General features: G+C 36.4%; 22 protein-coding genes. 2 read left to right on the top strand and 20 right to left on the bottom strand.

What is annotated here, in order from left to right; translation table 11 throughout:
* Positions 1-3 precede the first annotated feature (3 nt).
* The 19 genes from fliD to JIN86_RS11380 form a co-directional block, all read right to left on the bottom strand.
* Entirely contained in the window at positions 4-2,544 is a 2,541-nt protein-coding gene (gene fliD / locus JIN86_RS11290) for a flagellar filament capping protein FliD (protein WP_202341954.1), read from the bottom strand.
* A gap of 26 nt (positions 2,545-2,570) precedes the next feature.
* On the bottom strand, positions 2,571-2,960 hold the full coding sequence (locus tag JIN86_RS11295; protein WP_004227547.1) for a flagellar protein FlaG: 390 nt from the start codon (positions 2,958-2,960) through the stop codon (positions 2,571-2,573).
* A gap of 467 nt (positions 2,961-3,427) precedes the next feature.
* The gene (locus tag JIN86_RS11300) at positions 3,428-3,781 is read right to left on the bottom strand and encodes a DUF8042 domain-containing protein (RefSeq protein WP_202341955.1); all 354 of its coding nucleotides are present in this window, start codon (positions 3,779-3,781) and stop codon (positions 3,428-3,430) included.
* Positions 3,782-3,845: 64 nt separating this feature from the next.
* Positions 3,846-5,066, bottom strand: a complete 1,221-nt coding sequence (gene fliB, locus JIN86_RS11305) for a flagellin lysine-N-methylase (RefSeq protein ID WP_202341956.1) — start codon at positions 5,064-5,066, stop codon at positions 3,846-3,848.
* Positions 5,067-5,127: 61 nt separating this feature from the next.
* A complete protein-coding gene (locus JIN86_RS11310) occupies positions 5,128-6,375 on the bottom strand; it encodes a flagellin N-terminal helical domain-containing protein (RefSeq protein ID WP_202341957.1) in 1,248 nt (415 codons plus the stop codon).
* 138 nt (positions 6,376-6,513) lie between these two features.
* Positions 6,514-6,735 (bottom strand): carbon storage regulator CsrA, encoded by a 222-nt coding sequence (csrA, locus tag JIN86_RS11315; RefSeq protein WP_202341958.1) that lies wholly within the window; start codon positions 6,733-6,735, stop codon positions 6,514-6,516.
* On the bottom strand, positions 6,735-7,178 hold the full coding sequence (fliW, locus tag JIN86_RS11320; protein WP_202341959.1) for a flagellar assembly protein FliW: 444 nt from the start codon (positions 7,176-7,178) through the stop codon (positions 6,735-6,737). Before fliW ends, csrA begins: the two co-directional genes overlap by 1 nt.
* Positions 7,179-7,194: 16 nt before the next feature.
* On the bottom strand, positions 7,195-7,758 hold the full coding sequence (locus tag JIN86_RS11325) for a DUF6470 family protein (RefSeq protein WP_202341960.1): 564 nt from the start codon (positions 7,756-7,758) through the stop codon (positions 7,195-7,197).
* Positions 7,759-7,898: 140 nt separating this feature from the next.
* Complete coding sequence (gene flgL, locus JIN86_RS11330) at positions 7,899-8,894, bottom strand: flagellar hook-associated protein FlgL (protein ID WP_202341961.1); 996 nt, start codon at positions 8,892-8,894, stop codon at positions 7,899-7,901.
* A 27-nt stretch (positions 8,895-8,921) separates the two neighbouring features.
* On the bottom strand, positions 8,922-10,589 hold the full coding sequence (gene flgK / locus JIN86_RS11335; protein WP_202341962.1) for a flagellar hook-associated protein FlgK: 1,668 nt from the start codon (positions 10,587-10,589) through the stop codon (positions 8,922-8,924).
* A gap of 16 nt (positions 10,590-10,605) precedes the next feature.
* A complete protein-coding gene (locus JIN86_RS11340) occupies positions 10,606-11,106 on the bottom strand; it encodes a flagellar protein FlgN (protein ID WP_004227576.1) in 501 nt (166 codons plus the stop codon).
* A gap of 27 nt (positions 11,107-11,133) precedes the next feature.
* The gene (flgM, locus tag JIN86_RS11345) at positions 11,134-11,394 is read right to left on the bottom strand and encodes a flagellar biosynthesis anti-sigma factor FlgM (RefSeq protein WP_004227578.1); all 261 of its coding nucleotides are present in this window, start codon (positions 11,392-11,394) and stop codon (positions 11,134-11,136) included.
* A gap of 121 nt (positions 11,395-11,515) precedes the next feature.
* Positions 11,516-11,929, bottom strand: coding sequence for a TIGR03826 family flagellar region protein (locus JIN86_RS11350; RefSeq protein ID WP_202341963.1), 414 nt, complete (start codon positions 11,927-11,929; stop codon positions 11,516-11,518).
* A gap of 78 nt (positions 11,930-12,007) precedes the next feature.
* On the bottom strand, positions 12,008-12,598 hold the full coding sequence (locus tag JIN86_RS11355) for a ComF family protein (protein WP_004227582.1): 591 nt from the start codon (positions 12,596-12,598) through the stop codon (positions 12,008-12,010).
* On the bottom strand, positions 12,595-13,980 hold the full coding sequence (locus JIN86_RS11360) for an ATP-dependent helicase ComFA (protein WP_202341964.1): 1,386 nt from the start codon (positions 13,978-13,980) through the stop codon (positions 12,595-12,597). Before JIN86_RS11360 ends, JIN86_RS11355 begins: the two co-directional genes overlap by 4 nt.
* Before the next feature lie 44 nt (positions 13,981-14,024).
* Positions 14,025-14,867 carry a DegV family protein gene (locus JIN86_RS11365; RefSeq protein ID WP_004227586.1) on the bottom strand — a complete coding sequence of 281 codons (843 nt, stop codon included), beginning with the start codon at positions 14,865-14,867 and terminating at the stop codon, positions 14,025-14,027.
* 258 nt (positions 14,868-15,125) lie between these two features.
* Positions 15,126-15,671 carry a DUF3225 domain-containing protein gene (locus JIN86_RS11370; protein ID WP_004227588.1) on the bottom strand — a complete coding sequence of 182 codons (546 nt, stop codon included), beginning with the start codon at positions 15,669-15,671 and terminating at the stop codon, positions 15,126-15,128.
* Between the two features lie 284 nt (positions 15,672-15,955).
* The gene (locus JIN86_RS11375; protein WP_004227590.1) at positions 15,956-16,630 is read right to left on the bottom strand and encodes a response regulator transcription factor; all 675 of its coding nucleotides are present in this window, start codon (positions 16,628-16,630) and stop codon (positions 15,956-15,958) included.
* 36 nt (positions 16,631-16,666) lie between these two features.
* A complete protein-coding gene (locus JIN86_RS11380; protein ID WP_004227593.1) occupies positions 16,667-17,815 on the bottom strand; it encodes a sensor histidine kinase in 1,149 nt (382 codons plus the stop codon).
* 165 nt (positions 17,816-17,980) lie between these two features.
* Here JIN86_RS11380 and JIN86_RS11385 point away from each other — a divergent pair, with 165 nt between their 5' ends.
* Together JIN86_RS11385 and JIN86_RS11390 are read left to right on the top strand one after the other, a co-directional pair.
* Complete coding sequence (locus JIN86_RS11385; protein WP_131520838.1) at positions 17,981-18,616, top strand: YigZ family protein; 636 nt, start codon at positions 17,981-17,983, stop codon at positions 18,614-18,616.
* A gap of 147 nt (positions 18,617-18,763) precedes the next feature.
* Positions 18,764-19,819, top strand: a complete 1,056-nt coding sequence (locus tag JIN86_RS11390) for an LCP family protein (RefSeq protein ID WP_202341965.1) — start codon at positions 18,764-18,766, stop codon at positions 19,817-19,819.
* Between the two features lie 244 nt (positions 19,820-20,063).
* Here the strand turns inward: JIN86_RS11390 and JIN86_RS11395 are convergent, their stop codons facing one another.
* Entirely contained in the window at positions 20,064-21,131 is a 1,068-nt protein-coding gene (locus tag JIN86_RS11395; RefSeq protein ID WP_004230902.1) for a glycosyltransferase family 4 protein, read from the bottom strand.
* Between the last annotated feature and the right edge of the window lie 128 nt (positions 21,132-21,259).

Here is a 21,259-nt window from a genome sequence, read left to right on the forward strand (position 1 = left end):
TATTTAGAAGCCTCCACCTTGTTGCATGAACATTCCAGATTGCTGATTTGCCTTATTCATGGCCTGCTCCATTGCTGAGAATTGTTTCCAGTAACGTGCCTCAATATTTTTGAGCTTATCTTGCCATGTCGAAATACGCTTATCTGTATCAATTAAGTTTTTACCAATCGTATATTGTTGATCTGTCATTGTAGCACGGCCAGCTCTTTGTTCAATTGAAATTTTAAACTCATCCATTGATCCACGTAATCTTGCAAGAAAGCCACGTGTATCAACAACTTTACCATCTACTACATCTTTGTCTTTACCAGCATCATTTTTAAATAGACGTGCCACTGCATCTGGGTCTGCCTCTAATGCTTCACGTAATTTCTTTTCATCAATCTCTAGTGTGCCACCATCATTATAATTTTTCGTAGTCGTGATACCAACACTAAATAATGTATTGAATTTTGAGTCTTCAAGCCCAGGCACAGCTTCATAAACAAGTGAGCGCATTTTAGATAGCCCGTCACGAAGAAGTGAATCACTGCGAAGTAAGCCACTTTTCGCTTTTTCTTCCCATAGCTTAATTTCACTTTCCTTCATATCTTTTTTCTGCTCTTCTGTTAGAGGGGCATAATCACGATATTTTTTTTGTGTTGTTTGCTCTTTTAAATCCTTAATTAAAGCATTGTACGTATTCACAAAGTCTTTAATTTTATTCATCATGTCATCTACATTTGTTGTAGATGATAGGGTAACTGCTGGATCAGTTGGATTCGTAGGTAGTCCAGCTTTAATGTCCTCGGTTCCACTTTCTAGTATACCTGCAGCATCTGCTTCTGCCTTAGCTGTAGAAAACGCTGATTCAGCATTACTCTTCCTTGCTTCAGCAGCTATTTTTTCACTGTTTGCTTTAATATAATCTGCTCTTTGAATATTTTGCTCAGCATAATTGTTAAATGCAGTATGGTATGCGGATAAATCATTCCATAAAAGCTTTTGTTCTTCTGATAATCCATCGACTTTTGTTGGATCATTAACCAAATCCGTAATTAGTTTATCACCAAACTTATTATATTTTGCGAGTAAATCATCTGCTTCCGCTTCCTCTTGGGCAAGCCCTTTATAACGATTTAATGCATCGACTGTATCTGTATCTGGTGATTGCGCCATTGCTACTAAATTAGTTAACTGATCTTTCGTGAAAGACTTCAATGCAGTTTTCATTTCATCAGAAAACCCAGCGGCATCTATATTTGCATGAATTGTCTCTAAGTCATCGTTACTGTCATAGCTAAAGCCTTTCAGAGAATCAATATCTATATCTTTCAGTTTCTTACCATAGACGGAGTAGTTCGCATAATCATTAAATTTATTTAAATCTGTTGTATTTAAAGATGCTACTTTCTCTAATTTATCACCTAGACCACTTAGCTTTGCTTTACTAGCGTCATCTAGACTACTACTCTGAATATCATTTTTAATTTGATCAATGCTTTTACCTGTAGCATCATAGTTACCTAGGAAGTTAATTTCATCAGTTGTTAAGTCTTTAAAGACTGAGGAACCAATTGAGTTATATGTTTGTTGCTCTGCCATTTTTAGAGGCTTTCCAAATAGGGCATCATAAGCAGCTTGGTGTGTATTTGTATAAGATGGGAAATCAGTTGCTCCTGCACCGTAATATACATCACGTGCTGTTTCATAGGCTGCGTTTTTGGTATTATAAGCAGCCACCGCATTATCACGTTCTGTTCTTGCAGCAAGGTATTTATTAACATTTGTTGTTGTACCATTAAACGTCTTATTTAATGTAATGTTATAGCCATTGAGTGTAAATGAATTTGTATTACGTTCTGTTGCAATACCATTTACTTGGAAAACGGCATTTTTACCTTCAGTTACTGTTGCTCCTTCTCCTTCTTGTAACTTTAATTTGCTTATATTCGTATTTGCACCATTTTCATCAATCCCTTTAACAGCAATATCGCCCTTACCAGTATTTTTAGCTGTGAAGGAGAACCGACCATTTTCAAAAATTGCTGAAACACCCATATTACTTTCATTTACTTTTTCTACAAAGCTATCGACTGTCATATTGGATGTAATGGCAACTTTTACACTTGTTGGAGTCGAACCATCAGCCGAGGGTGCAGTGAATTCAATATATTTCGTATCACTTCCAACTAAATCACTCATTTTTGTCGTACCAGTACCATCAATTTGACCACTCGTTGTACGTGCAGCTTCGGCTAACTGTGAAACACCTTCAATAGAAAGTGTTCCCGTAGCCTTACTAGTAGCAATGGCTGAAACTAAATTTGAGTTCGAGCTACTCGCCGTTTTTGAACTTAGGTTTTTAATAACAAAGTTATCTGAAATAAAGTTATCAAATGTTTTTAATTTTGTATTGACATCCCGATAAGCATCACGTTGCCATTCATATCTTTGTTTATTTTGTAAAAGCTTATTTAATGGCGCTCTTTCTGCAGTCATTAATTTTTCTACTAAAGCATCTATGTCCATCCCTGATGCTAATCCACCTATTCGCATTACCATAAATAGTCCTCCATTTTAAAATATAATTATATTTTTTCGTCTACAATCATCCCAAATAGCTTTTGCATTTCATAAAAAGCGTCTAGTAACTTTTTCGGTGGGATTTCTTTTAATACCTCATCAGTAGCACTATCTACTACAGTTACATAATAACGTTCTAAACCCTCATGATACTTAAACTTTGCAGCACTCTGATTTACTTCCAGCATTTTATTCATTTTATCGACAACTTCTTGTACTTTTGCTTTTGTTTCATCATCATTACTAAGTTGTTGTATTTGTTCAACAATCGGTGTAGCACTTTTCATTGTAGTGTCGCTTCCTTGCGTTACTACTTTCTCCACTGCTGGTGCATTAGAGGAGACTTGCTGTTGAATAGTTGCTGCACCAGTATCTGCATTGCCTGAAATGCGCATAATTTCATCCTCCTTGAATCTAATACAGATATGATTGTTACTAATATCGGATAAAAATCAGAGAATTTCAGTTTTTTTTGAAACTATGTGGATAATTATAGGAGGAATAGAATCGTATCTATTTTATTAATTAACTTTCAAATGCCAGTCATAGGTTTTAAGTCTATAACAAAATAAGAAGACTGTTCAAACCTTTAATAGATTTGCACAGCCTTGTTTCATTTAAGTTTATTGATATACAAGTTAAAATGAATATATTTATAAAAACCTGATAACAATTTTTTCTTAACAGATGAAAATATGTTATCTACATGTACTTCTGTTGCAAACCCTTCAAAAGTGTTTCGTAACATTAAAACCATTTATATGTATTTTGACAATTCACTCTTTTACATTTATATTCTATTTTGTCAATTCTAAAAATGTAGAATACTAGGTTAAATAAGCAGCTAGTACCATCTAGCCACTTACATTTGAACTTTTTTAAACGTCCATTCAGAGGCACTAGCGAAAAATGGTGCAATCTCATTCTCAAATAAATATGCTAAAGCTTCTATCTCTTTTTTCTCCAATAGTTCGTTTATGATTGTTAGTTGTTCAATAACTTCCTGTATACGGCTATTGATAAAGTAATGATTAGCTTTCATATGTTGCTCTACTGTTACTAACCATTCAAGCCCCTCACTAAAATCTGCAATCAGTTGAAAGGCCTGCTCTAAATTATTTGATTGAAAAGAGCTAGCAATTATATGGCAACCTTGCTGTACTTTTCCGACGTATTCATAGTAAGATTGTTGTGTATCTAGTAATAATTCATTCATTACTCTATCTCTCCCTACACAATATGATAATGTTTTTTATACAACCAAGTTCCTAGATATAGTACTATTTTTTCTCATTCGTTTTAATATAAGCAAATAAAAATGCTATTGTTTCCATATTAGATTCTTTAATCTTCTGACGTAATATGCCATAACTCTTATTATTATGAGCTACAGCCTTTGTATAGCTTTGAATCGCGAGCACTGCATCATTGACCGTCAATTTTCCATCATATGAGGCAATACCAATTAATACAGCTTTGATCAACTGATAATTAATGACAATATCTTCATATGCCTCAAATATTGTTTTCCCATTGTACGGAAATACATTTGTAAAAATATAATGTACTACATAATTTTCTAAAATATAATGATGCTCTTTTATAAATTGCTGGTAAACAGCTTGTGCAGCTATATATTTTTGCAAAGTTTCTTCTGTAATTTCCTTGTTCTCTAATGGACCTGTCTGTAAGCCTCGGATAAATTGATTTACGACTTCGATATATCGTACGTTAAACGAAAGTTCCTCTACCGTTGTACGCAGGAGTTCTTTATGCATTTGGAGTTGAACCAGTTCATTTCCTTTAATTTGCATAACTACTTCAATATATTGTGGTGTTAAAAAGCGTTGTTGCATCATTTGGATAACTTGTTCTGTATGCTCTAATGTTTTTGGTCGCTCGTTTAACTTTTCAGCAAGTAAACCAAGTAACATCATACGCAAGTCCAATGAAATACTCCGTTCTTGCAATAAATTAATCACAAATGATCGAATAGCCCATAAAATATCTACATGTTCCCCATCTAAAAAAGCTTTACTTTGAATACGTTCCGATGGCTGTGCAAATACTTCTTCAAATTCTATCCCATCTAATTGCAATAGCAACGTGCGAACCGCCTCAGGGCATGATAATGTTAACGACTTTTCAATATAAGGGCCAACTTCTCGATGTTCTCGCGGGTAAATAGCACAAGTATTACATAAAGCACTTTCCCCTAACTCCTTATGTATTAAGCAATATTTATTTTCATCCAAAAAATAACATTCCCTTTGTTCATTCATTTTCATGTGTCCATAGTTAGCATCACTCGTTGCTTTTAAATTTTTTTGATATACTTTTTTAGCTATTGGTTTAATAACAGGGTTACTAGATGTTGTTACTTTCATAAAGCCTACACGGTCAATATTAACATTCCACATTTTACAGCAATGATCCTCACAGGCTGCTCCTATACATTGAAAATTCTCTACACCTTTAGGAACTAGTATCATTTTATCCATTTTTTACCTCCATTAATGAAAAAAGCTTGAAGGTAAATACCTTCAAGCTCCTTGTTAGGAATTAACCTAATAATTGTAATACACCTTGTGGCTGTTGGTTTGCTTGCGCTAACATTGATTGAGCTGCTTGCATTAAGATATTGTTCTTAGTGAACTCCATCATTTCTTTTGCCATATCTGTATCACGGATACGAGACTCAGCAGCTGTTAAGTTTTCAGAAGCAGCACCTAAGTTATTGATTGTGTGCTCTAAACGGTTTTGAACAGCACCTAGTGCAGAACGTTGCTCTGATACTTTTTTAATTGCATCATCAACTGATGTAATAGTAGCTGTTGCTTGTTCACGAGTAGAAACATCTACCCCACCAACAGTGAATTCTTGACCGTCAGCTAAAGCTGTCTCTAAACCTAATTTAGTATTAGTAATAGCTACATCTGCACCATTAACTTTAATTGTTGCAGTACCAGTGGCAAATTCACCGACTTTAACGCCATCTTTTAACACGTTGCTACCACTAATTTCATATTTACCTGCTGCAAGCTTTTGTACATCTGCATCTGCTGGTGTACGTAATTCAGCTTTGCCATCTTTAATATTAATAATTGAACCAGGAGTTAAAGCTGCGCCATTAGTAGCCTTTGTAAATTCAGCTGCATCTGAACCATCAGCTAATTGAATTTTATTATTAGCTACTTTACCTACTTCTTGTCCTTTAGCATCTAAAACTTTAGTTCCTTCAATTTTGTAAGAACCATCTTTTAGTCCAGTAACAGCAACTCCTGAGTCTGCTACTACTGTTTTAGTTAGACCTAAAGTTGCAGCATCCATATTACCAATATCAAGACTCATATCTTGGTTTTCGTTTGCACCAATTTGGAATTTACCACTGAATGAACCGTCAAGTAATTTTTGAGTGTTGAACTCTGTAGTACCCGCGATACGATCGATTTCTTTTGTTAATTGCTCAATTTCTTGTTGGATTGCGTCACGGTCAAGGTTAACGTTTGTATCGTTCCCTGATTGAACTGATAATTCACGCATACGTTGTAGAATTGAGTGAGTTTCGTTTAATGCACCCTCAGCAGTTTGGATTAAAGAAATTGCATCTTGAGAGTTTTTCGTAGCCATGTCAAGACCACGGATTTGTCCGCGCATTTTTTCAGAGATTGCTAAACCAGCAGCATCGTCACCAGCACGGTTGATCTTGAAACCTGAAGATAATTTCTCAAGGTTTTTTGAAGCTTGAGTGTTGTTGAAACCTAAGTTACGGTGTGCGTTTAATGCAGAAATGTTGTGTTGAATTCTCATTTGGAATTCCTCCTTGAATTGTTTTTTTGTAACCCACATCCTTGTGGGAGAGCTTGGTTTCTGTAGTATGTACTACTTCTGCCTTACAATCTATATATCGTACGATAGATTGAATGTTTAATAGTTTTCAAAAAAATTTTATTTGTTTTTTTGCAATTTACTTAAAAAGTCTGCAGAAGTTGCTAGTGCCTCTCTATTTTGTTCTTGAATGGCTTCAAAAATTTCTGAGCGATGAACCTTCACTGATTTTGGTGCCACGATGCCGAGCTTTATTTGATCACCCTCGACCGCAAGTATCTTGACTTCAATTTGGTCGCCAATCATGATGGATTCGCCTTTTTTTCTAGATAATACAAGCATTACTTGGCACTTCCTTCCGCAGCACCGATTGGATAGCGTAATGGATAGCTTGCACTATCTTGTAACACAATTTGTTTTCCAAGTTTTTTTACTGTATTTATGACAACTGGAGCTAGTAAATTCATTGTAGATTCTTGGAACGTTTCTTTTAATGTCAAAATTGCGTATGGTACAATATCATCTACTTTTTCGATTTGCAAATCCTCTTTAACTTCCTCATCAATTTCGAATTCATAGTCCTTTTTAAAGGCAAATGGATAAGCGAGCACAAAGCCAAGTTCTTGTTGTTCAACAGATTGCAAGACTACTAACGGTAAATCTGCATCGAGAGGTAACAAGACGAATTTACGAGCATTTGGGAAGCCTGGCAGTCCTGTTTCAAATGTTAAGATGTCTTGTTCATTAATTTCAACTGTTCCTAAAAATTTTGTTTCAATATCCATTAGATTACTCTCTCCTTTAACCAATTACATCAATGTCAACATTTGGTCTTTGTACCATTGTACCAGTTACTTTCCCTGGTGTGTATTCGTAGATTGGTTTGTTCACCTTTGCGTCAATTATTGGCTCTCTCCGCTCAATATTGACATCTGTTGTGCCAGGAGTATAGTCGATTTTTACAGAGCCTATGGATGGTACGAATTTGATATTGAACGGTACACGATGGGGCCCATAATTTTGTTTAGCAATATTTTGCATAATAGCTCGTCCTTGTCCTTTACCAGCTGACATCATTATTTGTCGCCCTTCATTTACTCGTCTCTCAATACCACTTAGAGCAGTCTGTTGACCTTCTTTCGCAGCATTTTTAGTCGCTTCAATTGGTCCAATTAACCCTAAATCTCTCCTCGCTTGTGAGGAATCTATTTTTAAAACACCTCTTGTTGTATGAATCTCCAAGATAGCGGCTGGTTGTTCAATATGCAGAGTAGCCTCTGGTTGTTCAATGTGTTGTTGTGGTTTTCCTATATGAAGGTCTAATTTGGCATCTGTTGTACGAATTTGAATTTGAGGGAGTCTCATTTTACCTCTCCTTTCAATAAAAGCGTCTGAACGAATTGTCCAAACGCTTTCCTTTTTCATTTATAAAATTTGTTCGCTATACCTATATCACTTTGCTTTCCCCTATAATCTCTTGATTTTCAGATTATAACTAGTGCGTATTATCTAATAAAATCTACTAGAGTTTGCTGAATAATTCTTGCGCCTACAGATAATGCGGCCTGGTGAATAGACTCTGAAGTGACCATTTCCGTTATCGCTTTTGAATAATCAACATCTTCATTGTTTGATAATTGTTTAGTTACGCTTATTTCCCGAAGCGACAAGCGATTTTCCATTAATTCGACACGATTTTGGCGTGCCCCCATATCGGCCTGTGTCTCAAGGATTTTATTGTGTATATTTGTTATATCATCCGATTTACTATTGGAAGTAAAACCACCTAATGCTTTACTAATTTCTTCGCTGGTCGCTGGCCCAGGAACTCTTTCAGGATCCAATAAGTTTGATATTTTCCCCATTAATGAATCGATATTCCCAAATAAATCAGCACCAGGTGCATTCACCTGCAATTGAATCCCATCATAGACCTCAATTTGAACATCAGCATTCGGTGCTGTTAATTTATCAGCTGCTGTAGAAATAATATTTGTTCCATCGTAAAGTTGATAATCCGCATTAATTATTTTTGAACCATCAGCATTTGGGGGAGTCGCATCTACAAATAAAGGTTTATCCGTATTCGTACCACTGAAAATATAACGGTCACCAATTTTTGTATTCGACACATCCTGAATCTGTTGGCGAATTTGATCAATTTCTGTCTTAATTTTTGCACGCTCATCAGGTGTATTTGTATCATTGGCTGCTTGAATCACAAGTTCACGAACACGCTTCATTTGTTCACCTACTTGGTTCAGTGACTCATCGGTTGTATCTATCCAGTTATTGACCTCATTCATATTTCGTGTATATTGTTCAACTCGTCCCAAATCCCGACGATAGCCCATTCCCTTTACAGCAATAACAGGATCATCAGAGGGTCTAGTAATTTTTTTACCAGAATTAATTTGGTCTTGTAGTTTAGACATTCTGCCATAGCTTCTGTTTAGGTTAAGCAGCATGTTATTTGATAGCATCGTTTGTGTCACACGCATGTTAAGAAAAACCCCTTTCTAGTAATTTTATAGTCCTACACGGCCCATACCATTGATAATTTTATCTAAAGTTTCATCGACAACTGTAATCATACGTGCATTAGCATTGTATGCCTGTTGGAACGTAATCATATTCGTCATTTCTTCATCTAAGGACACCGAGCTGACAGATGCGCGGTTATAAGTTATTGATAATAACAGGTTTTCAGAGGTTTTATTTAATTGATAGGCTTCTTCACCGTCTGTACCCAATTTTCCAATCATTCCTTGATAGAAAGAGTTGAAAGTTGCGCTATCAAGATGCTCTGTTGAAGGTGGAATTACAACAGTATTTGCACCAACTGTAATTGTAAATCCTCCAGCACCAATTGCTTTGGATTGTAAATTGGCTAGCTCAATTGCCCATTTACCATTACCTACTTCATTAGGAGCAGAAGAAGCAGCTAGTTTCGAAGAATCTTTGGAAAATACTTCATTTATTTTAATATTGCTAGCATTAATTGTTGTAGAACCATCCATCGTTTCAAAGAAGTTTAATCCATTTTGTACACCTGTCAAATCATAGCCTGCCTTATGTACAGCATTAAATGTATTAGCAAAGGTAGAAGCTAGTTTATCCAAATTTGCTAATGCTTCTGGATAGTAACCTTTTATACCTGAAAAAGCACCTCCAGCGTCATATTCAGCATATCCGTACGAATTAATAAGTGATAGTAGTTTACCTTTTCCAGGCTCAAGTTCGTTATATTTAATTGATTCCAATCCTACAGCATCAGCAGCTGGCTTTGTTGGTGGTTCACCTAACTTGGAAATTTTTATTTCCTGAAAAACCTTTGTTAAATCATTACCATCAATACTTGCTACTGTGCCTGTTGCATCTGTTCCCGTAGTAGTGAATGCCGCATATTCTCTGCCATTAACTAATTCAATTGGCGCACCTGATGGATACGGCTTAAACTTTATTGTTAGACTTCCCTCAGCCACCTCACTAGCAACCCCACCTGAAGGAACACGTTCAATCGATACTGGTATATAGCTATTTAGTTCATCAATTAACACATCACGTGCATCATACAAATCATTAGGAACATGCCCATTAGGTTCAACCTCTTGTATTTGCTTATTAATGGATGCAATTCTCTTTAATATAGAGTTAATACGATCTGTAGATACATTAATTTCGTTTCCTAAATTACCTTGTATTGTTTTTATCTGTGTGTCCATATAATTGAATGATTGTGCAAGATGTTTTGCTCGTTCAATCGCTACTGTTCGGGACGATGCATTTTCTGGATTCGTACTGACATCCTCTAGCCCCTTCCAAAATTGTTCTAATGCTGCATTTAAGCCAAATTGGGATGGCTCATCCATAATATCTTCCATTTGTGAAATCGCATTAGAACGGGATTCCCAATAACCAAACTTATTCGTTTCTTGACGATATTGACGATCAATAAATTCATCGCGAATACGTTGAATTGAGCCTGCTTCTACTCCTGTACCTAGGTGTCCAGGATAAATGGGCTGATTTAACCCAGCCGTTGGAAATCCAGGTGTTGCCTGCATGTTCACTCGTTGACGAGAGTAGCCTAGTGTGTTGGCGTTGGAAATATTGTGACCTGTTGTATATAAAGCAGTTTGCTGTGTGAAGAGGCCACGTTTACTAGCTTCTAAGCCCATAAATGTTGAGCGCATGTTTCTTCCTCCCTTGTTATGCTTGTGAATCGAAATATGATTTTTTAGCTATATTGTTTGTGCCACGGACCTCATTGCTGGAATAGTTCATTTGCTCTGTACGAGGTCTTACTGCATCTAATGTTAGATTGACGACTTGTAAGGATTGGAAAACAAGTTTTTGATTTAGATCATTTTGTTTTCGTAGGTCATTGATAATTTGCATTAAACGTTCGCGAACTGCTGATAGTGTTGCTTTGTCAGCTTGTTGTTCAGCAGCCTCGATGACATCCGCGACAGTTGTTTTGTCAGCTGAAGCAAGTCCCTTTGCCTCAAGATAGTCCGTTACCTGTTTCTGACGCTGTTGCTCGAGCTTATCGATGGCTGCTATGTGTGCCTGCTCATCCTTGAGCAATTGGTCTAGCGCTTCGATATCGCCAGCTTTGATAATTTCTGTTTTTTTAAAGGCTAGTTCGAGTAAGCTTTTATGCATTCTCTCTAGCATTGTTAGTGTAGAACTAATTGCTTCTACAGACATATCGTTATACACCCTTTCTGCTATTCCCTAGAAACGATAATATTTCAGCATATCCTCTGCCACTTTACGAGCGTCTACTTTGTATTCACCAGAAGCGATATCCTTTTTCAACTGTTGAACATGGTTTGCTCGCTCGGAACTGTATGTTGAAACACCTCGCATTTCTTGTGCAGCCTTTGAAATTTCAATTTTATCGGCGAAAGATGCCTTGTTTGTATTTGATTTTGCATTGCGTACTTGGTTTTTATAGGCGTTTACTGCATTAACTCCATAAGATGTAATTTTCATTTCAATACCCCCCATCTCTAAATCCTATCTTACTATTATTTCGGATTGTCTCACATAATGTTAAGTTTTCACATAGAAAAAAGTGTGCTAATTTTGTTTAAAATTAACACACTTGGAGTAATTAACGTTTACGCTCTGAGTGATAGGTTACTCTCTCACGTTCCTCAACACATTGGCGAAACTCTTTGGCAGCTTCAAATGTCCGTAAGTCTGCTTTTAATTCATCCTGACATTTCGAGCAGAGCTTTCCTGTCGTTGTGAGATGACCACAGTTATCACATGGGTAGCCAAGGTTAGGGAACATTGCTGGCTGTAAACGGCCTTTACGGACCCATTTAAATAGTAAGTCTTTATCTGCTCCCGTTGCTTCTACAATACGTTCTACAGTTGCCGCACGGTTTTCACGTTTACGTAAGAAACGATAAACGATTTGATAAAGCTCCTCCTCTGATTGTGCACATTTATGACACACTTCTCGGACTCCTGTATAATTAAAAAATTCATTACATTTCGGACAATTACGAACCTCTGCCATTGGCCTTTCCTCCTCTTTCTAGCAAATTTATCTACGAATGCTGTCTCATTAACTATTATACATAATGTATTGGTATTTTCATCCTTCAATTAATGTGAAGTATTGGACATTTTTAGCACCTGCCTGCTTTAAAACAGTTGTAGCATGCTCTAGAGTCGTCCCTGTGGTTTTTATATCGTCAAAAAGAAGATAATTTTTATGTTCGACTTGTGCAGCCTCCTTTAAGCGAAAAAGTGGAGCTGCCTGTATACGCTGCTCTCTATTTTTGGAGCTTTGTGTTTCTGTCGTTGTCTTTTCTAATAATTGCATAAAAGGAATATGCGCTGCCTTTAATAGTTCATCAGTATGCGAGAAAGTACGCTCCTGCTGCTTAAAAGGGTGCATCGGAATGGGTAGTATAATCGCTTTTTCTTTATTGAGACGATCATAGAGCTCTTGTCGAAATACCTTGGCAAGAGCCACATCTTGAAGAAACTTTAACTGGTGTAAGTAATCCTTCATCGCCTCATTATATTGATAAAGGGATGTAGCAGATTGAGAAGGTTCAAAACGAGCGGCACATTTTTCACATATAGTCGGCGAGAATTGCTTGGTTACAATCATTTTCCAGGAAATAGTTATTTTTAATGGCTGTGTGCATATTAAACAACGATGTTCTATTTTATTCATTCAGAAAATCCCTTCTTATTATAAAATTGAATTTTTGCGCATGCCTCATCCATCTCTGCCGTAATACCGTGATGAAAGAATAGGACGTCCCCATCAGGAAATTGAACATTTCGTCCAACTCGACCTGCGATCTGAATGAGAGCATTTGCAGTAAAAATCAATGACTCTGCCCCTATAACAGCCACCTGTACATTGCTGATTGTAATGCCCCTTTCTAATATCGTAGTGGTTAATAAGCCCGGAACTTCTTTATTTCGTAGCTTTAACACCTTCACCTTCCGCTCTGGGTCAGCTGCATGTACAGCTAATATGTCTTCATTTAACCCTTGAAGAAGAGGCGTTGCACGTTTCATTAAGTCAATTGTCGGGAAAAATAGTAAAAAGGGTTCCTTTTGGCGTAAGCGCTCCTCCACCCACTTTTTTAACCTTTTAGGGACTTTACCTCGCTTAAAGCATTGATTATAGCTCCATAAAGAACGAACTTGTGGGACTGGTAATGGATGATTATGATAGCGTTTTGGAATAAAAGAGTAGCTTTCTTGCTGGAAAGTATGGAGTAATGATGCTGATGGGGTTGCTGTCACAAATACCAGAGGAGTATTTTCCTTTTTAGCCTTTTCTACTGCTCTTTGTAAAGTTTCATCAAATGTATAAGGAAAAGCATCTGCCTCATCTACAATAATGACATCAAATGCCTTGTCAAATCGGTAGAGCTGATGGGTCGTTGCTATAATAAGCTGGGCATAGCCCTTTTGATGAGGAGCTCCACCGTATAAAGCATGAATAACTGTATCAGGAAAAGCCTCTTGGAAGCGTGGATACAGTTCTAACACTACATCTGTCCGTGGTGTCGCAATACAAACACGTAGCCCTCGCTTTAATGCATCATACACAGATGGGAAAAGTAGCTCTGTTTTGCCTGCACCACAAACTGCATGAATTAAATGGGAGCGTTTTGCTTTCACACTTGCCAAGGTTTCATTAGCAGCCTGTTGCTGGAGTTCAGTGTATTGCCCTACCCATTTTAATGAATGCTTGTTAATTTTTATCGCCCTGGGGCCTGTCCAAATTATCAATTGTGTACAGCTACTGACTCTCCCCATCTTAATACAGTGTCGGCAGTACACACATTGTTGCTGACATTTTGAGCAATCGAATTTTGTGAATAATTGAGGGTCTGTATTGTGGCAACGATTGCATTTCATAGCTGGCTTCATTTGAATTCCTTCTATTATACTGACGAATTTTCGCTGTATTGCTTTCTCAATATCTTCAGATGAAAATGGCGAATGTTCTTTTAACCAAATGCGACCTTCATGAAAATCACGTAATGCTGGGGGAAATAACCAACCCCTATATCTCATTAAAACTTCCCCTTTCATAGAAAAAAGCCTCTACTTTTGCTGTAGAGACTTCTCACAATTCATTATTTTTTTGTCCATCCTAATCCCATCGACCCTTCACCTAAATGAGTACCAATAACAGGACCAAAATAGCTCAATTTAAAGTTTACGTTTGGGTACGTTGCGGCTAATTGCTCTAGCCATTCTTGGGCTTCAGCAGGACAATTTCCGTGAATGACAACAGCGTCCATCGCTGCATACTTTTTGGCATCTTCTGCTAACAATTCTTCTGCACGCTTTAATGCCTTTTTACGTGTTCGGATTTTTTCGAAAGGTACAATTACCTTGTCCACGAAATGTAAAACAGGCTTTACTTGTAATAAGCCACCGATTAATGCAGCTGCAGAAGATAAACGCCCACCACGCTGTAAATGTGCTAAGTCGTCTACAATGAAGTAAGCACGAATAGACTGCTGCATGTCCGCTAATGCTGCAAGTATGTCTTTTGCTGAATGGCCCTCTTTCGCCATTTCCGCTGCCCTTAATACGTAAAAGCCTTGAACAGCACAGGATATTTCACTGTCAAAGGTATAAACATCAATGCCTTCCACCATTTCACCGGCCTGTACTGCACCTTGGTATGTTCCACTAATACCACTCGATAAATGGATGGAAATAATCTCATCGTAATCTCTTGCTAGCTCATCAAAAAGAGCGACAAATTCTCCGATTGGAGGCTGTGTTGTTTTGGGAAATTCTTTAGCTCCACGCACCTTATCATAAAATTCAGATGCTGTGATATCTACTTCTTCTGCAAATAATTGACCTGAGATATTAACACTTAAAGGTATCATGTGAATGTTTAAGCTTGCACGTTCCTCAGCTGTAATATATGCAGTACTATCTGTTACGATTGCCGTCCTCATCCATGTCCACTCTCCTATAATTCTTAGTTTACAATCTATTTCTACTTGGTGCAATTGTTGTTCGTTGTTGTTACTGTCGCTTTTGCATATATTACGAAAAACAAAAAGAAATGAATGTGAAATGAATGACGAACGTCGGATTCCCGTTCTCGCCCTTCTAGAGTTATGCTAGTAAGCTAGCTTCCATTTCACATTCATTGTCTATGTATAATAGGCATATCTTCACTCAATTGTTATGTTGAATGAAGATAGCTTCTGTTAATTTCCTGTACTTGACTGTGAGTCATCACCAATATAAAAGACACTCGTCACTTTCCAATCATTGTCCTCTTTCACAAAGACTGTTACCTGACGTCCTGCACTTTCATGTTCGACATTTGTCTCAAGCTGAAGTGAGTGCATTTTCATGTTGGCAAATACTTGCGCCTCTTCTGATTCATACTTTGCAATTGTTACATTTTCTACTTCACGCTTAATATCAAATTGATCAAATACTTCTGATGCATATGTTTTTTCTTCATCGTATTTAAAACCCTTTGGATTTTTCGAGATTGTATTCATATAACGATCAATTTCTTCAGCATTTAATGCAGCAATATACTCATCAAAAGATGCTAAAATCGCCTTTTCATCTTCCGCTGGTACATTATCAGCCTTTTCTACGTTTCCACCCATCATTTCAAAGCCAACTGTACCATCCTCTATTACTTTATCTCGTTCTTCATCACTCATCTTTTCATCTTTATTACCACAGGCAGTTAACACTAATAAGATTAGAACTGCTAGAAAACTTTTCTTTAACATCAAAAAACCTCCCGCGCATATTGTAGCATATAAATGCTTTCGTAGGAATTTTGTTGTGCATTTTCAACATTTAAGTGCTACATCTTCCTTATGACGCCTTAGGCTGTAAAATGTTGCATGAATTGCTAGTTATCATATTCATACTCATGAATTGTAATGTTACAAAATTGTGAATGACCTGTTCTTCCTCAAGTAAGTTCAATACAAATTATTACCAAAAAACAATAAAAAACTGTTTTAAAAACTACTTCAAAAAAAGTAGCTTTTAAAAACAGTTTTAGCAATTAGCGTACTTCAACCCAACCATTTTTAATGGCTGTTACAACTGCTTGTGTACGGTCATTCACATTCATTTTTTGTAGAATACTTGATACGTGGTTTTTAACTGTTTTTTCAGAGATAAACAGTGTCTCACCGATTGTACGGTTTGATTGACCATCTGTTAATAATTGTAATACTTCACATTCACGCTTAGTTAGCAAATGGAATGGACGACGAATTTCAGTTTGATGGAAGTTTCCTTTATTTTCATGTTCTGAAAGTCGTTTAAATTCTGCTACTAGGTTTTTCGTTACTTTTGGATGTAAATAAGAACCGCCGTTGGCAACAACTTTAATCGCCTCAACGATTTCATCTGCATCCATTTCTTTTAACATATAGCCAAGAGCACCTGATTTTAATGCATGCGTAACATATGTTTCATCATCATGTATAGACAGCATAATCACTTTTGCATCTGGAAATTCAGTAATTAACTCTGCCGTTGCTTCTACTCCGTTTTTGCCTGGCATGTTAATATCCATAAGCACTACGTCTGGTTCGTTTTCAGCGTATAACGTAACCACATCTGTACCATCGTCACCTTCTGCTACTACATCAAACGTATCTTCAAAATCTAAAATGCGTTTTACTCCTTCGCGGAATAGCTGGTGATCGTCTACAATAATAATCTTTGTCATTTGTCCTTTACCCCCTAAATTTCTGCAACCATTACATCATTCAGCTTTTAACGGTATTTTAAATAACACCGTCGTACCTCGATTGATTTCACTACTAATGGTGATAGTACCATTTAATATTTCAATCCGTTCTTTCATTCCTAATATTCCAAAGGAATGATCTTTCACTACTTGTGGGTCAAAGCCTATGCCATCATCTTTTACAACAATGTTGACGGCATCTTTTAACCATTCAAGCTTTACCCAAATGTCTTTACACTTACCATGCTTCATGGCATTTGTTACACATTCTTGTACTAATCGGAAAATGGATACTTCATAATTTGAAGGTATACGTTTTTCTGTACTTCTCGATTGGAAATGAATTTCAACACCTGGATTATATTCAGTCACTGTCGATAAATACTTCTTTAATGTCGGAATAATTCCCAAGTCATCAAGTGCCATTGGTCGTAGATCATAAATAATACGTCGCACCTCAGATAAAGCATTACGTACCGTTTTCTTTAAATCGGCAATTTCAGCCAAAGCCTTTTCAATACCTTTTTCACGATACGTTCTATCGATTAAATCAGTGCGCATAAGGACATTTGCAAGCATTTGAGCAGGTCCATCGTGAATCTCTCTTGATAAACGCTTACGCTCTTCCTCTTGAGCTGCAATAATACGTATCCCAAAATCCTGTTTCATTTTTGCTTGTTCAAGGGCTAAACCAACATTTCTTAAATCTGAAGTTAAGTAATTCAAAACGACATTTACCTGATTAACAATATGATCAGCACGTTCAATCGTATCGAGTAATCCTCTTAATCTTCTCTCTAGATCATCTCTTTTATCCCGTAGCTGTTTTTCTTGTGTTCTAATAACGGAGAGCTTTACTTGAAAATCATGTGCAGTTTCATATGCTTCTCTAACTTGTTCTTCGGTATAATTATCAAAAGCTTTACTCACTAGCACAAGTCGTTGCTTAGCAAGCTGCGTACTTTTTTCCAATGCATCGCCATCATCAATTACGATTGATATTTGTTTTCGAACAATTTCCAGCTCTTTTTGCATATCTTCAAAGCTTCTGCGGCTTTGTTCACTTATAATAAAGATATCATCCTTTGAGCTCATGATTGTATCTAACATCCGATTAAAAATGTCATCAAGCGACTTTAAATCGAAGGTATCATTTGAAAACATAGTATACTCCCCAGTCTAATGTCTTATGATTACTTACTAATTTAATAGACTAAAATCACATATTCCATAGTCTACACCTATTATAGCATTACCATGCTAAAATTTAATGCTTTTTCTTCATGAAAATTATAGAATAGAACTCTAGTTAAAAGGAGATTGATACGAATGAGAGAAAACTATTTAACAGTAAAAGGATATGGTGAAAGCGAAATTGTCATTTCCAAATCTCGCTTTCTCACTTATATAGAACGTGCAGAAACGGAAGAGGATGCAATTTCTTTTATAGATGGTATAAAAAAATTGCATCATAATGCAACACATAACTGCTCCGCATATATTATTGGAGAGCATGATCATATTCAAAAGGCAAATGATGATGGGGAACCTAGTGGTACTGCAGGCGTCCCTATGTTAGAGGTCTTAAAAAAACAAGGATTAAAAGATACGGTCGTTGTTGTGACCCGCTATTTTGGAGGCATTAAGCTCGGTGGTGGTGGTCTTATTCGTGCTTATGGAAAAGCAACTACAGAGGGACTAATTGCTGCACAGATAGTTGAACGTAAATTGCATCATTTCATGAAAGTAGCTATTGATTATACATGGCTAGGAAAAGTCGAAAATGAAATAAGAAGTTCATCATATTCTTTAGAGGAAATACGTTATTTGGAGGGTGTTGAAATCATTGTTTCTGTGCTAAAAGAGGATGAGGAACAGTTCCGAAGTTGGATAACAGAAATGACTAATGGACAGGCTTCCATCACTTTCGAAGATGCTCAATTTGTAGAATTTATTGTCAATTAAATAGTTTTAATTGTCGAAACTAAATATGCATAGTATAATTTTTTTGTTAAGCTATTTTATTGTCCACACAATTACTTAGTGATAATTGAATAAAAGTTAGCTTCATTGCATTATTATTCCCAATAATTAGAGGAGAATATAACTATTATGAAAAAAAGATCTGTTAGTCCGACTAAAAAGAGGTCTTCTAAAGCTTCATTAATTATAAAAGTTACACTACTCCTAGTTGCAAGCTTGGTGATTTGTGTAACGGCTTATGCTGTTTACCTTACAAAACAGGTAGAGCATGCTGCAGACTCAGCATATGAGGAATTAGAAGGTCGAGAGGTTTCAACGCAACGTGTAGAGAAAGTAGAGCCTGTACAAGACAATGTCTCTATTTTATTTGTAGGGGTCGATGATAGTGACAATCGTGGGCAAGGTTCGGATCATTCACGCTCCGATGCACTCGTTTTAGCTACATTAAATAATAAAACTCATACAATTAAAATGCTAAGCATTCCTCGTGATTCTTACGTTTATATTCCTAAAGTAGGTTATAAAGATAAAATTACTCATGCACATGCTATGGGTGGAACACTTACTACTATTGAAACAGTAGAGGAACTATTTGACATTCCAATCAATTACTATGTACGTATGAATTTCAATGCCTTTATTGATGTAGTCGATGCTTTAGGTGGTATTGAAGCTGAAGTACCTTATGCATTACATGAATTAGATGAGTTTGATAAGTTTACAATTAACTTACAGCCCGGCTTACAGCATTTAAATGGTAGTCAGGCTCTTGCCCTTGCAAGAACTCGTAAGCAAGATAGTGATATTGAGCGTGGTAAACGTCAACAGGAAATTCTTACTTCGATTATTAAAAAAGTCGCTTCTGTTAAGTCTGTTACGAAATATGATGATGTCATTAAAGCTCTTGGTGATAATATGAAAACAGATATGACATTCACTGAAATGAAGTCCTTCTTATCTTATTTATCAAAAGGCGCACCACGTATCGATTCCTTAACATTAGATGGCACGGATGATACATCTACTGGTATTTATTATTACCAGTTAAATCAAGATTCTGTTGAAGAAACAAAGGAGATTTTCAAAAACCATCTTGGCCTAAACGAACAATCATCGAGCCTAACAAGTGGCAATAGTGGAACAGATAGTGCTGCTAGCAGCGATGACAATTCAGTTACTGAATAGACCTTTCAGACCATAGACAAACAACTTGTCTATGGTCTTTTTATGTGGCTTCTCCATTGATTGACTACCCTTTTCATTTACCTCTCCTAGTAATCGATTAACAAGTTTATTTAAGTTTACCTTCTATTCCATTCCCTATATATAATCGGTTTAAAAGAGTTTCTCAGTGTCTAATGACTTTAATAGTAAAACCCCTATTTAACAACAAAAAAGCAATCATACAAATTGTATGATTGCTTATATTTTATTTACTAAATATCCGTACAAAATTTAATAATGGTTTATAGTTTTTACCAGCCAATCCGATGACCTCTACAAAGATTTCAATAGCTGTTAGGATGACCGCTACAAGTAATATAGCTCCCCAAACCTTTGCCATAGAGAAAATGATAGCTGCTAATCCAAACATTACTGCAATTCCGTAAATAATTAGGACTGTTTGTCGATGTGTAAAGCCCATATCAAGTAATCGATGGTGTAAATGTGATTTATCTGGGTCAGACCATTTCTTCTTCATGCGAACACGACGAACAATCGCAAAGAATGTATCAGAAATCGGAACACCAAGGATAATGATTGGGATGATTAAAGCTACGAATGTAATATTTTTAAAACCAAGTAACGCTAACACAGAGATCATAAATCCTAAGAATAATGCCCCTGTATCACCCATAAAGATTTTTGCTGGGTGGAAATTATAAAACAAGAAACCAAGTGAAGCTACAGCTAAAATGGCTGCTAACGCTAAAACAAACACATTGCTCATAATAAATGCCATGACAGCTAATGTAATCAGTGCAATCGTAGAAACACCTGCAGCTAGACCATCAAGGCCGTCGATTAAATTAATGGCATTCGTAATACCGATAATCCAAATGATCGTTAATGGAATACTCAATAAACCAAAGTCTAATGTACCTAAGAACGGTAGATTAACCATTTCAATTTCAATACCGCCTACAAAAACAACAATCAGTGCAGCAACTAGCTGACCAAGCATTTTTGCTTTTGCAGAAATCTCACGCATATCATCAATAACACCTGTGATTACGATTATACAAGCACCAATAATGATAGCTAATAAAGCCTCATTACTACCATGTTTTGTATGAACTAAAAATGAGTATAAAATCGTCACGCCAATAATAAAGGCAAGGAAAATGGCTAAACCGCCAAGTCTTGGCATAATTCGAGCATGTACTTTTCGATAGTTTGGTGCATCAACTGCACCTATTCTAAACGCTAAACGTTTCACTAATGGAGTTAACAAAATGGATGCAACAAACGCTGCTATTAAAGACACGTAAAGCATGTCTCTCCTCCTCAAATAAATAATCTACATTGAAATCCAAATTGATTATAGCATGAACAAGCATTGAAATATACTTTTTCTAAACATTTTCCACGATTTCACAAATATTTTGTACATTTTAGCATTAA

Source organism: Lysinibacillus sp. HST-98 (assembly GCF_016757845.1).
GTDB lineage: Bacteria > Bacillota > Bacilli > Bacillales_A > Planococcaceae > Lysinibacillus > Lysinibacillus capsici.

What these genes read in the sequence shown, in the direction of transcription:
- fliD (WP_202341954.1), bottom strand. Translation starts at nt 2,544, where the DNA reads ATGGTAATGCGAATAGGTGGATTAGCATCAGGGATGGACATAGATGCT.
- JIN86_RS11295 (WP_004227547.1), bottom strand. Translation starts at nt 2,960, where the DNA reads ATGCGCATTTCAGGCAATGCAGATACTGGTGCAGCAACTATTCAACAG.
- JIN86_RS11300 (WP_202341955.1), bottom strand. Translation starts at nt 3,781, where the DNA reads ATGAATGAATTATTACTAGATACACAACAATCTTACTATGAATACGTC.
- fliB (WP_202341956.1), bottom strand. Translation starts at nt 5,066, where the DNA reads ATGGATAAAATGATACTAGTTCCTAAAGGTGTAGAGAATTTTCAATGT.
- JIN86_RS11310 (WP_202341957.1), bottom strand. Translation starts at nt 6,375, where the DNA reads ATGAGAATTCAACACAACATTTCTGCATTAAACGCACACCGTAACTTA.
- csrA (WP_202341958.1), bottom strand. Translation starts at nt 6,735, where the DNA reads ATGCTTGTATTATCTAGAAAAAAAGGCGAATCCATCATGATTGGCGAC.
- fliW (WP_202341959.1), bottom strand. Translation starts at nt 7,178, where the DNA reads ATGGATATTGAAACAAAATTTTTAGGAACAGTTGAAATTAATGAACAA.
- JIN86_RS11325 (WP_202341960.1), bottom strand. Translation starts at nt 7,758, where the DNA reads ATGAGACTCCCTCAAATTCAAATTCGTACAACAGATGCCAAATTAGAC.
- flgL (WP_202341961.1), bottom strand. Translation starts at nt 8,894, where the DNA reads ATGCGTGTGACACAAACGATGCTATCAAATAACATGCTGCTTAACCTA.
- flgK (WP_202341962.1), bottom strand. Translation starts at nt 10,589, where the DNA reads ATGCGCTCAACATTTATGGGCTTAGAAGCTAGTAAACGTGGCCTCTTC.
- JIN86_RS11340 (WP_004227576.1), bottom strand. Translation starts at nt 11,106, where the DNA reads ATGTCTGTAGAAGCAATTAGTTCTACACTAACAATGCTAGAGAGAATG.
- flgM (WP_004227578.1), bottom strand. Translation starts at nt 11,394, where the DNA reads ATGAAAATTACATCTTATGGAGTTAATGCAGTAAACGCCTATAAAAAC.
- JIN86_RS11350 (WP_202341963.1), bottom strand. Translation starts at nt 11,929, where the DNA reads ATGGCAGAGGTTCGTAATTGTCCGAAATGTAATGAATTTTTTAATTAT.
- JIN86_RS11355 (WP_004227582.1), bottom strand. Translation starts at nt 12,598, where the DNA reads ATGAATAAAATAGAACATCGTTGTTTAATATGCACACAGCCATTAAAA.
- JIN86_RS11360 (WP_202341964.1), bottom strand. Translation starts at nt 13,980, where the DNA reads ATGAAAGGGGAAGTTTTAATGAGATATAGGGGTTGGTTATTTCCCCCA.
- JIN86_RS11365 (WP_004227586.1), bottom strand. Translation starts at nt 14,867, where the DNA reads ATGAGGACGGCAATCGTAACAGATAGTACTGCATATATTACAGCTGAG.
- JIN86_RS11370 (WP_004227588.1), bottom strand. Translation starts at nt 15,671, where the DNA reads ATGTTAAAGAAAAGTTTTCTAGCAGTTCTAATCTTATTAGTGTTAACT.
- JIN86_RS11375 (WP_004227590.1), bottom strand. Translation starts at nt 16,630, where the DNA reads ATGACAAAGATTATTATTGTAGACGATCACCAGCTATTCCGCGAAGGA.
- JIN86_RS11380 (WP_004227593.1), bottom strand. Translation starts at nt 17,815, where the DNA reads ATGTTTTCAAATGATACCTTCGATTTAAAGTCGCTTGATGACATTTTT.
- JIN86_RS11385 (WP_131520838.1), top strand. Translation starts at nt 17,981, where the DNA reads ATGAGAGAAAACTATTTAACAGTAAAAGGATATGGTGAAAGCGAAATT.
- JIN86_RS11390 (WP_202341965.1), top strand. Translation starts at nt 18,764, where the DNA reads ATGAAAAAAAGATCTGTTAGTCCGACTAAAAAGAGGTCTTCTAAAGCT.
- JIN86_RS11395 (WP_004230902.1), bottom strand. Translation starts at nt 21,131, where the DNA reads ATGCTTTACGTGTCTTTAATAGCAGCGTTTGTTGCATCCATTTTGTTA.